Source organism: Oceaniferula spumae, assembly GCF_042849255.1.
Lineage (GTDB): Bacteria > Verrucomicrobiota > Verrucomicrobiia > Verrucomicrobiales > Akkermansiaceae > Oceaniferula > Oceaniferula spumae.
The window spans coordinates 1,071,410-1,084,414 of sequence record NZ_AP026866.1; the positions used below are offsets into that span (position 1 = coordinate 1,071,410).

A 13,005-nucleotide genomic window follows, 5' to 3' on the forward strand; every position below is an offset into this window, starting at 1 on the left:
TGACCGATGTCATAGACCGATTTCGCCCCTCGCAACAGCTCGTCCTTATTTCCCACGAGTTGCTGCCTTAAGCTCTTTTAACAAGGCATAGGACTCGGGCGAAACGGAGCCATCCTCATACATTTCCAAATTGATCGATATGGGATAGCGGCCTTGCTGGGCTTGCTTCACCCATGCGGTTAATTTTTTGATATCGTGTTTCGGTTTTGCAATCGGTGTGTCCTCATCAATGTGCCCCCACCTTTTCTCAAGGATAAAACAGCCATGAGCCTGTAGGCCTTTCTGACGTCCGCTCTTGAAAACTCCATCGCTTAGCTCAGACGCTTTGAATGAGGTCTTCCCCTCCCCTCCGTAATAATCCTGATATTCGGTGATGCGAGGCTTGATCCACGAATTGTAGGCCACCATCCGCTTCGGATTTCCAGCTCTAGCAGCCTCTGTAAATTTTTTGAGTGGTGCAGTTAGAATACCCTGATCGCCTGAGGAACCGTCAAAATGGCAATTCAAATATCGGGCACCACCGTCGAACCACCAGCCATCGAGTTTGTCACCGTAGCGAGTTCCCACCTCTGAGAGGATGTTCATCAGACTGGCATAGAGTTTGGTCTTATCAGCCTCCATACCACCAGCTGCCTTGAGCCACGCTGTGTCCTGTGAGTGATAGCAGTCATACCCATAATGGTAGTAGAAAATGACCTTACCCCCCTTCTCATGCAATCGATCGACCATCTCCCCCAGTAAGTCCCGCTTGGTCGTGCGACCGGCGATGATCGCGTCCAAGGACTTGATTGGTGCTGAGATATACTGGTTTCCCCAGGTGATCGACCAGACAACGTATCGTGCTCCAGAGTCCTCAACGAGCTTGATGAAGCCATCGAGGTCAAAATCATTCACCTTCGCCTCCCAGTCCTTGATCGGTCCTTTTGGAGGCGTGGCGCGATTGGTCCACTGAAACATCAGGCCGTATCCGGCATCCTTAAACCAATCAGGCTGCGACCTCATCGCCACAGCTTCCTTGAGCATGCTTTCTTTGACCGCCGGCTGGGTCAGTTCTAATCCACTTAACAGAAACTCCCCCTTTCGCTTTCGGCCTTTCCCTGCGACGACCTCCACATCTAACAAGATCTTATTCTCCCCCGCTCTCAAGGGGATGTTACCCAGCTCTACGCGGTGCCAGCCGTTCTCAGTCACTTTGGCTTCGGCTTTCTGATCATTGCAGGTGACCGTCAGCTCGGTGCCTTGACCGGAAACAGATGCCGTCACGCCATAGACACCGTCAGCGGGAGCTTTTACCGTCCACTCCACTTGGCTGGTTCCAGTTTTTGCTGCACACCAGAGGATCATGAAATTCTTCACCACCGGTTGAATGCCAGCACTCAGTTTCCCAAGATTGGGAGCTAAGGATGTGGTGCCTTTAGGATCGAGTTTCAATGTCGTCGGCTCAGCCAGAGTCACTTGGTTTGCGGTGACCGCGTAGGGGTTGATTTCCTTTTGAGCCACGGCGGTGCTGAGGCAAGCCATGGAAAGCCCCGTGGCCATGAGTCGATTACTAATTTTCATAAGTTGTTTGATTGGGCGGCTGTGGCCAAATGTCGGTTGGCACGATGAAGCTTGATGCCGTTAACCTTCCAGTTTTGAATATCTAACACCGCCTTATTTCACCACATCGACTGCCAGTTCTTGAAATGCGGTGTTTTCATGATTCGAGGTTACGGGCGCCACTTTCCAGACGATCCAGCGATAAGACCCGAGCGACTTCCCTTTTTTCGCATGCAGCGATAACGCTACGAAATCACTCAGCGATTGGCCTTTGGTGCTGATTGTTCCGAGTGGCTTGAAGAGTGTGGCATCGTCGAGCTTCCATCCTGGGTCCGAGGTAGAGTCACTACCGTAAATAGTCACTGTCTGGGCACCACGACCGCTACCTTGGCTGTGCGACCAGCTGGTGATTGCCGCAATGGGTTGCTGTTTCCCAAGATCCATCTTGTATGCACCATCTTTGATGCCGTTTGCAAAAATAGGACCGAAGCCCTTGCTTAACTTCCCATCAGTTAGAATAGAGATAGGGTCATTGTTTGTTTTTGTGCTCGCAGTGACTTTGCCTCTTGGAGTTTTCGGGAGCTTCAGGAGTGTGAACCCGTTCGCGGTAGCTGAGGATTCAAAGACCACGCCCTCACCTATCTGCTTAGATACCGCCTTACCCTTTTTCCTCTTACCGCGAGCTTTTCCGGGCTGAGGTTTTGCTTGGTCTTCTTTGCCGACAGTTAGGATGCCTTGCATGATTCGCCAGTGACCTGGGAAGGTGCAAATGTAGGGGTATTCTCCCGGCTTCTCAGGTGCGGTGAAGACGATTTCTTCCTTAGCGTTTGGTCCTAGTAGTTTCGAGTGGACTAAAATTTTGTCCGAGTCTGGGATGTAATGTTTTTCCACAGCCCCCGCTTCTCCTGCCATCTTATCAGCAAGCTCTCCGATCTCTGCTACGCTCCCGGGAGCGATGAGAAGCCAGTTATGTTCCATGTTGTCCGGGTTCTCGAATATGAGACGGACCTTGGCGCCGGGCTCGACCTGCAGTATCTTCGGGGCAAACTGTAACCCTGGAGCTGCAGTGACACGGAGAACGGTTCCGCGTTCTTTGAGCATCTTGTTGTGCGCTGCTGTGAGTCGCTCTAAGTCTTGGGGATTCGATACATATTTCGCGTCACTGAGCGCACTGCCGACAGCATCGTAGAGGAAGACCGGAGGTAGCCCATTGGTCGCTCTTCTTCCCTTTTTCAGCTCGATCTCGATGTAATTCACACCCGGTTGTAAATCGACCTGCACTTGTTGATCACCACTCCAGAGTGAGTTTTGGCTAAACTTCAGGCTGCCATTTACAAAGATATCGAGGGCCTTGTGATTGATCGCTATGATAGCGGACTGTGCTTTTTCAGACTCAATGAAGGTGCGGAATAAATTCACACCGCCGCCAGAAGATTTCTTCGATGTGTGGAGAACCGGCTGACCTTTTCCTCCCGGGGCATAGCGGAACCAATGAGTGAGTTCGGACTTAGGATCAACTTCGAGTACTGGGACACTGCGCCCTTTCACCGGCTCGGCTCCGTAGTCTAACGCCCTGACCGTGTTCACCACATTTTTATTATCAGATTTGATCAATCCTAAAATCTCGGTGAGCTTAGGATTGCTTTGTTGCAGATGAGAAATGGCACCGATCACCTGGATGAGAACACGCGGGTGTTCGTCCTTGGCCATTTTGGCGAGAAGCTCAGACACGTTATCGAGACGATCAGCTTGCAGTCGAATCTGATTCACTGCCGCTCCACGGAAATGGAACGACTTGGAGTTGAGTAATGCGTCGATCAACTTCGGACGAGCTTCATTGAGACCGCCACAGACAAAGATTGCTTCCAGTGCGGCTTGCTCAAAATCGGGGCTGTTCCGATCCATGTTAGCGATCCACCTATCCACCGCTGCGATCCCCTTCGCACCATGTTTGCGAAGCTCGATGCGAGCGTGATGGCGGACGAGGCCTTGGGGACTGGTGAGTAACTTGCAGAGATTTTCCGGTGATTCGCCTTCGATCTTTGGAGCCGTTTTCACGAGAGGTTTCCCTTTATGAACAACTCTCCAGATTCTGCCGTAGTCGTGATCCCAACCTGGATCACGCATCGGATGCTGGGCGTGGCCAATGATCGGGCTACAGAAGTCAGACACGTAAAGCGCACCATCCATTCCGAACTCCAAATCAGCGGGACGGAATGCAGGATTCGGAGAGGAGAGGATGACCTGTGTCTTACCTCGGTTGATCATTCCCTGTGTGTAATCGAACTCGGTTAGAGTCACCGCATATTTGCCGAGCAATGATGCAGATGCCATGCCCTCCTGATAAACATCCGGATAGTTAGGGCTGGAAACGACTGCGATTCCTGAGCCTTTTCCAAACTGTCCGATCGAGCCGTATCTGAAGGGATGATAAGCTCCCAGCGGTGTCCACGGCAGCACCGCGCTATCGTAGAAGATTCCGTCTCCATACATCTGGAAAAGGTCACCATAGCGATCGAAATCGACGTTCCATGGGTTCGGTGTGGTGTGTTGATACTCGGTGTTAATTTTACCACTGGCGACATCGAGACGATAGGTCGTAGCATCGATACCACGATGAATCCCAAAGGGTGTTTCCAGCTGCGAACGGTGGAACACGCCGTCGCTGAAAATGATGTCACCGCTAGGGTCTTCCGTGATCATGCCACCGTGATGTGAATCAGTGACATCGATACCGCGGAGTAGCTCTTCTTTGAAATCAGCCTTGCCATCACCGTCTGTATCACGCGTCAGCCATAAGCGAGGTTGCTCAGAGATAATCACTCCCTCGCGGTGAAATGCGATACCGTCCAAGGCGTCGAGACCTTCCATGTAAGTCGTGCATTTGTCGGCTTTGCCATCCTTGTCCGTGTCTTCGAGGATGAGGATCTTGTCTGGTGGTGTCAGTCCTGGTACGGTGTGTGGGAATGACGGCATAGTGACGACCCAAAGTCGACCACGAGCATCAAAGGCGATCTGGACTGGGTTACGAAGTTCAGGGAATTGTTCTTCGGAGGCGAATAGGTTCACCTCATAGTCTTTATCAACCTCAAACTCTGCCTGGGCTTTCGCGACACTTTTGATGATGCCCATTCCTTTATTTGCTTTTTTACTTCTGCCCTCAGGCATCGGTGCAAGAGATGGCTTTTTCACGTCTGAAAATTTCTTACTTGGGTCCGCTGCCAGCTGATGAACCACAGCTTCGGTGAGCTCGATCATCTTGTGGTAGCGTGGCATTTCATCCGCGTATTCCTGCGGACGTGCGCGGACACCGAAATAGACGACGGCATTTTTAGGTCGGACGATTTCAGCCACGCGTTCGTGTTTGGCCGAAGCGGCGAGAGCTACTTCGTGCAGGTGTTTCGGATCTACCGTGGATGAACCGATGAGAGCCTCAGCAATGACTTTAGCGACAAGGCTATTTCCAGCCTCATTCAAATGAATCCCCCTCGTGGTGAGCTTCGGCTCCGAGGCGGCGTAGGCATCGCGAGTAGGGCTGAAAAGATCGATGTACTTTGCGCCCGATTCTGCTGCCAGCTTGTTGATGGCGTTTGAGTAGAGCTCCAGGTCTGCATTTCTCTCAGGAGATGCATCTTCGCTAGCAATCGGCGAAAGCATGACGACCTGTACTCCCGGATGGATGATTGCGAGCTGTTTGAGATGAACCCGGTATTGGTTTTCGAATTCGTCGAGACCTTTGGCACCAGCGAATGATTCGTAAAACCCGTAACCTAACACGAGATTACCAGCAGGCCACTCGGCGATGAGGTTTTTCATGTGCTTGGCGTAACCCTCCAATCGGAGTCGGTTGCCTACTTCATCGCCAGTCCAAGCAAAGCTACGGATTTTCAAGCCTGCTTTGGGGTTCGCGATCTGGAGCCGAGCTTCAAGTTCACCATGCTCGAGCAGCCGCTCGATCATCGAGTTTCCATAAAAGAGGATGGTGTTCTTTTTATCATCTGCTTTCGCTGGCGCGGCTAAGAGCGAACTTGTGAGGCAAGTCGCTGCTATGAGCAAAGCTGCTCGGGTAATGTTCGTCATTGGTTTTATTTTCAAGTTTAGCCACAAAACAGCCATCCCCCCAGATAGGTGCGGTGATTTTGTTAGTAGTTTAATTTTCCGCCTTTCACCGGCTTATTGCGTTCGCCCAGCCACCATTCTTTGGGGCCTTCGGCTTCGATGCCTTTCCAAACTTCGAACAGAGCTTTTTTCATCTCATCTGTTTTTTCAGGCATTTTGGCGGAGAGATCGTTTGTCTCTTTCCAGTCTTTCTGGATGTCGTAGAGTTGAAATTTGTTCATCTCATCGTTGCTGATGATTTTCCAATCACCGATGCGGAGGGCCATGCGGTTATCAGCGGCTGAAACATGGGTTCGCCAGAAGAGTGGGACCCTGCGAGTGAGGGGCTTGCCTTCGAAAGCTGGAAGCATGCTGACTCCATCGATGGTGCGATCTGAGGGGAGGTCGATTCCAGTGATCGCCAGTATGGTCGAAAAGATATCGGAGCCAATCACAGGTGTATCGCTAACAGTTCCTGCTTTGATGTGGCCTGGCCAACGAACCACTCCGGGCACACGGATGCCGCCTTCGTGACTGCTGCGTTTTCCACCACGGAGCTCGCCTGCCGTTCCTCCATAACGTGCGACTGGACCGTTGTCAGAAGTGAACATGACAAAGGTGTTGTCGCTGACGCCGGCTTTATCAAGAGCCTCCATCACTTGCCCCAGTGCGTGGTCGAGCTGAGTGATATTGCCCATGTATTTGCTGTTCTTGTGGCCTTTGTAGAGTGCTTCAAATTTGGAATCCGTTGCGATCGGTGAGTGAGGTTCGTGCACCCAGACGGAAAGCGCGAATGGCTTCTTCGGGTCATGGATATCCTTTAGCCAACGGGCCGCCTCAGAGGCGACGATTTGGGCGGAGTAGCCTTCAATTTCACCAACAGGTTCGCCGTTGCGGACGAAATTGTCCGGGTTCTTGTGACTTGGGCTGGCGTTGTTGTGGGTATACATCCAGTAGTCGTAGCCGTGGTCACCAGGTTGCGGGTATTTTGGAGTGTTGAATTGTTGTTTGGAATTGAGGTGCCATTTACCCACGTGGCAAGTCTCATAGCCGATCTCCTTAAGCAACTCGATGTAGGTGATCTCGCTGGCACGAAGGTGAGCTTCATGATTACCGGAGAGATGTCGCCAGACGCCGTTCCGGTAAGGCGTTCTCCCTGTTAGGATCGCTGCCCGCGATGGAGAACAGACACCACAGGCCGAGTAGCACTGGGTGAACTTGACGCCCTGCGCGGCCAATTTATCGAGATTCGGTGTTTTGATCAGAGGGTTGCCATAAGTGGCGGAGTCCCCCCACCCCATGTCATCGGCGACGAAGATCACGAAGTTGGGCTTCTCCTTTTTCTCGGCTGGCTCCGCGGAGGCGAAGAGCATTGAACACATCAATGCTCCTGCGCTGATGGCTATTTTGTTAAATCGTTTCATTTGCGTTTTGGCTTTCTGTTAGTTCGCTTCGGCTTTCCACTTGGCTTGAATTCTGTCTTAGCTCGGCCTTTTTCTTTATCCGAGAGTTTGGGCCAGTCGGTTCTGTGATTTGAAACCACAGGGACTTCTGGAAAGAGAGTTCCTGTGGGGCGTTGCTCGCTACCTCTGGACTGATAAGATCCGAGCTTGAGCTGCATCGCCTCCACCAGCTTGGTCATCTCGCTGACACGCTCTGGATGGGCATCGGCTAAGTTGACGCTTTCCGCTTTGTCGGATGACAGGTCGTAGAGCTCTGGTTTCTGTATGGGAGTCTTCCTTTGGTCCCACCAGGCCATTTCCTTCTTCGTAGTTGGCACGTGTAGCTTCCATTTTCCGACTCTCACAGCCTCGAGGTTTTCGCAGTTGTAGTAGAAAAATGGTTTATCCTCAGCGCGGTTTATCTCTTCACCTTTGAACAACGGCAGTAGACTCACTCCATCGTAGATCCGGTCGTCGGGCACCGGCTGGTTGATGATTTCACTCAGGGTAGGAAACAGGTCCATTGCGTTGACCGAAACGTCTAACACGGCTGGTTTCTGGGTCTTGCCTTTCCAGTTCAGGATAAACGGCACCCGGTGACCTCCTTCGAGGGTGACGTATTTGGTGCCTCGATAAGGTGCGGCGTGGCGGGCATTGGTTGGGCCGTTGTCGGATGTGAAAATGATCAGCGTGTTTTCGAGAATTCCGTTTTCCTCAAGAGCTTTGACGATTTCGCCGATTCCCCAATCGATCTCTTGGATCGCGTCGCCACGCGGGCCGTCTTTGGAGCTGCCTTTGAACTCGGCTCCGGATGTGACTGGCGTGTGGGGGTAATTGTGCGCGTAATAGAGGAAGAAGGGCTTATCCTTGTAATCTTTGATGTGTTTGACGATTCTCGCTGTGTAGAGCTTGGTGAGTTGATCCAGTGGGGTCTTTTTGTAGACGACTTTTTTCTCATCCAAGAATTCGGGGTTATGCCCCATGTTAGATGGCGCTCCGTAGTAATGGTCGAAGCCTTGATGATAGTAGGAAAACTTTTCCCCATGACCCAAGTGCCACTTACCGACCATCAAGGTCACATAGTCCTTCTTCTTGAACTGCTCGGCAATGGTGATCTCCTCCGGGCTCAAACCCAAGAACCAGTGGGCTTCACGGTTCTCATTGATGCCCATGTAAAGGCCATTACGCTGCGGATAGGCACCGGTGAGAAATGCCGCACGCGATGGCGAGCAGATCGGTGAACCGGTATGGAAGTCGGTAAACTGGAGACCTTCCTTCGCCAAGCGATCGATGTTAGGCGTATTGACTTTCTTTGCGCCGTAGCAACTGACGTCGCTATAACCCATGTCATCCATCAGGATGAAAATAACGTTAGGTTTCTCGGCGTACGCTACTGCTGTGAGCAGAGAGGTGATGGCAAGTGCTAGACGGTGTATCTTCATATCCTTAGCGATTCTTCTTTTTCTCTCGCTTGCGTTCCTTGGTTGCCTTGGCCTTCTTGGTTTCCTTCTGATCTAACGGAATTTCGCGGTCGAATATGCTCACGTATCTCTGGTAACCATTATAATCAACGGCTTCCTTTTTCAGATGAGCATGGCTTTGGTCGTATTTTTTACGCATTAGTGCCAAGGCTGGAGCATGTTCCGGATTTTTGGCGAGATTGACTAGTTCCAGTGGATCTTTCTCGAGGTCGTAGAGTTCCTCCGTGGGCGCCATCTTGTCATCGCCATACCACCAGAAGGTGTATTTATAACGACCATCCACCGTGCTCATCGCCTTGGTAGGATCCGCTCCATAGGTATTCATCAGCGTGAGCTGTTCATGGCCGCCTTTTGCTGGATCGTTCAGGGTTGGGATGAGGCTTTTGCCGTCCATGTTTTCCGGCACGGGCAAACCTGCCAGTTCCAGAATGGTTGGGGCGAAGTCAATGTTGCCTGTTAGTCTCTGGGTTCGGAGTTTTTGTCCTGAGGTCTTGATGCGTGGATCATAAATCATCAGTGGCACACGCGATGCCTCCTCCATTGGCAGAACCTTCGAGCCGTAGCCGTGGGAACCACAGATGAAACCATTGTCACTGGTGTAAATAATGACGGTATTATCTGCAATCCCCTGAGCCTCGACTTCCTCGCGAATCATACCGAGGGCGACATCGATCGCGTAGATTTGCTGGTGGTATTTGCGCATGACACCATCGTAGTCCTTGTCGTAATCCCAGCTTTCAAAGCGCTCATACTGTCGGCCCGTCTTACTCTGAGGCGCGCGGTCTTCAGCACTTTTGCGACCGTAGTTCGCTGGCTTGGTGAATGTTTTCCCCGCGTAGACTTTATCGAATCGAGGATCTGGGGTCGCCGGCATATGCGGTGCCTTGAAGCTGATCGACAGGCACAAGGGTTTGTTCTGCTTCACTGCCTCACGGATCGCATCGCGGCCGAAGGCACCGTAAGACAAAGTGGAGTGTGGAAACTCCTCGGCATACTTCTTCATCGCTTTGTTTCTCGCGGTGTCGTAATGGGTCTGCCCTGCCCCACCACCCCACATATCGAAGTCGGATTCACACAAGCCTTTGCCCTGGACCACGATTCCAAACTTGCCGGCAAAGGCGGTGTAATAGCCGGCCTCGCGCAACAAGACGGGGTAAGATTTCGCCCACGTCTCAGGCTTCATGTCGCCATGGGTGAAATTCGTCCCCGTTTTATATTCATACATTCCTGTGAAAATGTTGGCTCGACTGGCCATGCAGATCGCAGTGGTGTCGTAGTGACGGTCAAAGATCATTCCCTCGGCGCCCAGCTTATCCATCTGGGGAGTTTTTACATCCTTGTTGCCATAACAGCCCACCGAGTAAGTGCTTTGGTCGTCTGACAGCAAGAAAATGATATTAGGTTTCTTGGCGGCATGCGCCATGCTGATCAAACCGATCCCTAACAAAGTTAAATATGTTTTCATTTTAATAATCTTTTCCTTGGTTGCTGTTCTTACAGGACTCACGCCACTGGGCTAAATTCTTTGCCATGGATTGCACGATCTCCGGGTGCTCTGCGGCGATGTCTTTCGATTCTGACGGATCACCCAGCAGGTCATAGAGTTCCCATTTTTTGCCGCCGTTCTTGCTGTAGAGTTTGTATTGATGGGTCGTCCATGCCAGCTGCTTCTGCGACTCAAAACCGATCGGCTTTTTGCGTTCGGTTTGTTTTCCTTCTATCACAGGAATCAGAGAGATGCCGTCCCTCGGACGATCTTCGGCCAGTCCGACACCCAAGGCATCGATGATGGTGGGCAGGTAATCGCTGGTCACTGCAGGAAATTCAGACACCGACCCAGTCTTCACACGTGCCGGCCAATCCAAGATTCCGGAAACGCGGACGCCCCCCTCATAGAGCGAGCGCTTACGGCCTCTGAAATCAGCGGCTGTCCCTGGGCTCTTGGCAGAGCCTTCCGGACCATTATCCGAAGCGAACCAGAGCATTGTGTTTTCGGCTACACCTGCCTTTCTCAACGCCTCGCGCAGTCGGCCTACCTGCTCATCCATGGCGGTGACACAGCCGTAGTAATTCATTTTTTCAGAATCGTATTTCGAATACATCGCGGCGTGTTTGGGACCGGCAACACATGGCAGGTGCGGTGTATGGAACCAGACCACAGCGAAAAACGGCTTTTTGTCTTTGGCCGCCTGCTCCACGAATGGCACCACCCGATCCATGATCACGCGCGAGTCGTCGCCCTCCAGGTTGTCAGTGACGACTTCCCCTTTTTCGTTCCAGTAATGAGTTCCGTAAGCATCGGCGGTGGAGCGATCTTTGATATAGTCCCAACCTTTTTTACTACCCTTCGCGGGCTTCAACATCGGGTCCCATGTCGGCACTTTCGATTCCGTGGAAAAACAAACATCGAAACCGTGCTGCCACGGTGGGGAGAAGTCCTTGGCATTTCCTGGCTTGCCTCGGTTGGCGTCCACAATCTTGGTCGTCATCGTTCCGAGATGCCATTTCCCAAAGTGCCCAGTGGCATAACCATGTTTCTTGAGAAGTTCGGCCAATGTCAGTTCCTCAGTCTTCATATGACCGGTGTTGGCATAAGGAATACCGTAGCGGAAAGGATGGCGCCCAGTCAGGCAGGAGCCACGCGTTGGGCTGCAAACAGGCGACGAGGAGTAAAAACGATTAAACTGCACACCTGCAGCCGCCATGGCATCGAGCTGCGGTGTCATGATCGGAGATTTCGGATTGAAACATTTCACGTCCCCCCAGCCCAAGTCATCCGCCATCATCAGAATGATGTTAGGGCGGTCCGCGTGAGCAAAAGTCATGCAGGCACAAAATGCAAACACCGCACGAAGGGATATTTTTTTAGCTGTCATAGTCGCTGGATTCTCGATGTTCCTAGAGTTTTGGTTCGACCCAGTTCGGGATACCTTTCGCTTCCTTTTGTTTGAGGTAGTTGGCTTCAAAGGGTTTCTCGACATCGAGCGGTGCATCTTCGTTCACCATCAGAGGACGAGCTTCCGCCCAGAAGGCGTCGTAGGCTTTGAGTAATTCACTGACGACCTCCGGATGTTTCTCGGCAACGTTATTTTTCTCACCCGGATCTTCCTCAATATTGTAGAGGTCCTTGGTTCCGACCAGGCGCCATTTCTCAGTGCGCACAGCGAATTTCTTGTATTTAGAATTATCTGGATTCGAGTCGCCTTTGCCAAATCTTTCCGAACCAGCCTTAGCCCAGCGGCCGCCGTGGAAGAAGAGCTTGCGGTCAGGCCACTCAGCCTTCGGATCTTTCACCAGTGGCATCAGACTACGTCCATGCAGGCCCAACTTGGAGATATCCGCTCCAGCAAGCTCGGCGAAGGTTGGCAGAATATCGATATGACGAGCGAGCTGAGGCAGGTCGCGACCAGCCGTAGTTACACCGGGCAACCTGAAAAACAGCGGCACTCTGGCCCCACCCTGATTCAGCGAACCTTTGCCACCTTTCATACCGGCATTGAAAATTCGCGCCCCTCTTGCACTTCCGTTGTCCGTGGTAAAGATGAGCAAGGTGTTATCGGCCAGCCCCCAAGCTTCGAGTTTCTCCATCACGCGGCCGACATTGTCGTCCACATTGGTAATCATACCAAAAAATGCCGCCATAGTATCACCTCCGGCCTTACCGGCTTTAGCTTTCTTAGCTTTTGCAGCAGGTTCCTTCACCTTACCTCGATACATGGCCTTGTATTTCTCAGGTGCAATAAAGGGTCCGTGAGGCGCATTCAAAGCGATGTAGGCAAAGAACGGTTGGTCTTTTTTCTGTTCCTTGATCCAACCCAAGGCTTGGCTGAAAAACACATCGGTGCAGAAGCCCTTGGTCTTCACGAAGGTGCCATTGTGACGAATCGTCGGATCGAAATACGAATTACCGGGGACATCACCCTGACTTCCTTCATAACGCTGACCGATACCGCCGGCGCCATGAATAAACACCTCGTTAAAGCCGCGGCCACCCGGCTGATAGGCGTCTTCTTCGCCAAGATGCCACTTGCCGAAAATACCGGTCTTGTAACCTGCTTTCTGCAGCACTTCTGCCACGGTGGTGACACCCAGAGCCATGCGCTCGCGCTCTAAAATGGTATGGGTGACGCCTACCTTGAAAGGCTCTTTTCCAGACATCAATCCCGCTCTCGTGGGAGCACAGGTGGGACTGACGTGATAGTCGGTAAAACGAGTGCTCTGCGAGTAGAGTTTATCGAGGTTCGGTGTCTTGATAAACGGATGGCCGTGACAAGCCAGATCGCCGTAACCCTGATCATCGGTCATGATGAAAATGATGTTCGGCTGCTTCGCCGCTTGGGCTATCGACATGCTCGCGCACAAGCTGAGCATCGTGGTTTGTATTAATTTGATCGTTTTCATAAATTCAGGTGTTTGCCGGAGTAAGTAATATAACGTGGCTGGTG

Annotated in this window: 7 protein-coding genes; all 7 read right to left on the reverse strand. The window is 51.9% G+C overall.

Annotation, left to right across the window (positions count from 1 at the left end; genetic code table 11):
- Positions 1-45: 45 nt before the first annotated feature.
- The 7 genes from ACSPJT_RS04530 to ACSPJT_RS04560 all read right to left on the reverse strand — a co-directional run bounded on the left by ACSPJT_RS04530 (position 46) and on the right by ACSPJT_RS04560 (position 12,931).
- Positions 46-1,560: an alpha-L-fucosidase gene (locus tag ACSPJT_RS04530; RefSeq protein ID WP_435895181.1), complete on the reverse strand. Its 1,515-nt coding sequence runs from the start codon at positions 1,558-1,560 to the stop codon at positions 46-48.
- A 93-nt stretch (positions 1,561-1,653) separates the two neighbouring features.
- The gene (locus ACSPJT_RS04535) at positions 1,654-5,619 is read right to left on the reverse strand and encodes a PVC-type heme-binding CxxCH protein (protein ID WP_435895182.1); all 3,966 of its coding nucleotides are present in this window, start codon (positions 5,617-5,619) and stop codon (positions 1,654-1,656) included.
- A 62-nt stretch (positions 5,620-5,681) separates the two neighbouring features.
- Positions 5,682-7,061: a sulfatase-like hydrolase/transferase gene (locus ACSPJT_RS04540; RefSeq protein WP_435895183.1), complete on the reverse strand. Its 1,380-nt coding sequence runs from the start codon at positions 7,059-7,061 to the stop codon at positions 5,682-5,684.
- Positions 7,058-8,521, reverse strand: coding sequence for a sulfatase family protein (locus ACSPJT_RS04545; protein WP_435895184.1), 1,464 nt, complete (start codon positions 8,519-8,521; stop codon positions 7,058-7,060). The genes ACSPJT_RS04540 and ACSPJT_RS04545 overlap by 4 nt, the downstream gene beginning before the upstream one ends.
- Positions 8,522-8,525: 4 nt before the next feature.
- Positions 8,526-10,025, reverse strand: coding sequence for a sulfatase family protein (locus ACSPJT_RS04550; protein WP_435895185.1), 1,500 nt, complete (start codon positions 10,023-10,025; stop codon positions 8,526-8,528).
- 1 nt (position 10,026) lies between these two features.
- On the reverse strand, positions 10,027-11,385 hold the full coding sequence (locus ACSPJT_RS04555; protein ID WP_435895186.1) for a sulfatase family protein: 1,359 nt from the start codon (positions 11,383-11,385) through the stop codon (positions 10,027-10,029).
- A gap of 73 nt (positions 11,386-11,458) precedes the next feature.
- Entirely contained in the window at positions 11,459-12,931 is a 1,473-nt protein-coding gene (locus ACSPJT_RS04560) for an arylsulfatase (protein WP_435896176.1), read from the reverse strand.
- Between the last annotated feature and the right edge of the window lie 74 nt (positions 12,932-13,005).

Excerpts from the sequence above, each read along its gene's own strand:
- ACSPJT_RS04545 (WP_435895184.1), bottom strand. The coding sequence starts at position 8,521 with ATGAAGATACACCGTCTAGCACTTGCCATCACCTCTCTGCTCACAGCA.
- ACSPJT_RS04550 (WP_435895185.1), bottom strand. The coding sequence starts at position 10,025 with ATGAAAACATATTTAACTTTGTTAGGGATCGGTTTGATCAGCATGGCG.
- ACSPJT_RS04540 (WP_435895183.1), bottom strand. The coding sequence starts at position 7,061 with ATGAAACGATTTAACAAAATAGCCATCAGCGCAGGAGCATTGATGTGT.
- ACSPJT_RS04535 (WP_435895182.1), bottom strand. The coding sequence starts at position 5,619 with ATGACGAACATTACCCGAGCAGCTTTGCTCATAGCAGCGACTTGCCTC.
- ACSPJT_RS04555 (WP_435895186.1), bottom strand. The coding sequence starts at position 11,385 with ATGACTTTTGCTCACGCGGACCGCCCTAACATCATTCTGATGATGGCG.
- ACSPJT_RS04560 (WP_435896176.1), bottom strand. The coding sequence starts at position 12,931 with ATGCTCAGCTTGTGCGCGAGCATGTCGATAGCCCAAGCGGCGAAGCAG.
- ACSPJT_RS04530 (WP_435895181.1), bottom strand. The coding sequence starts at position 1,560 with ATGAAAATTAGTAATCGACTCATGGCCACGGGGCTTTCCATGGCTTGC.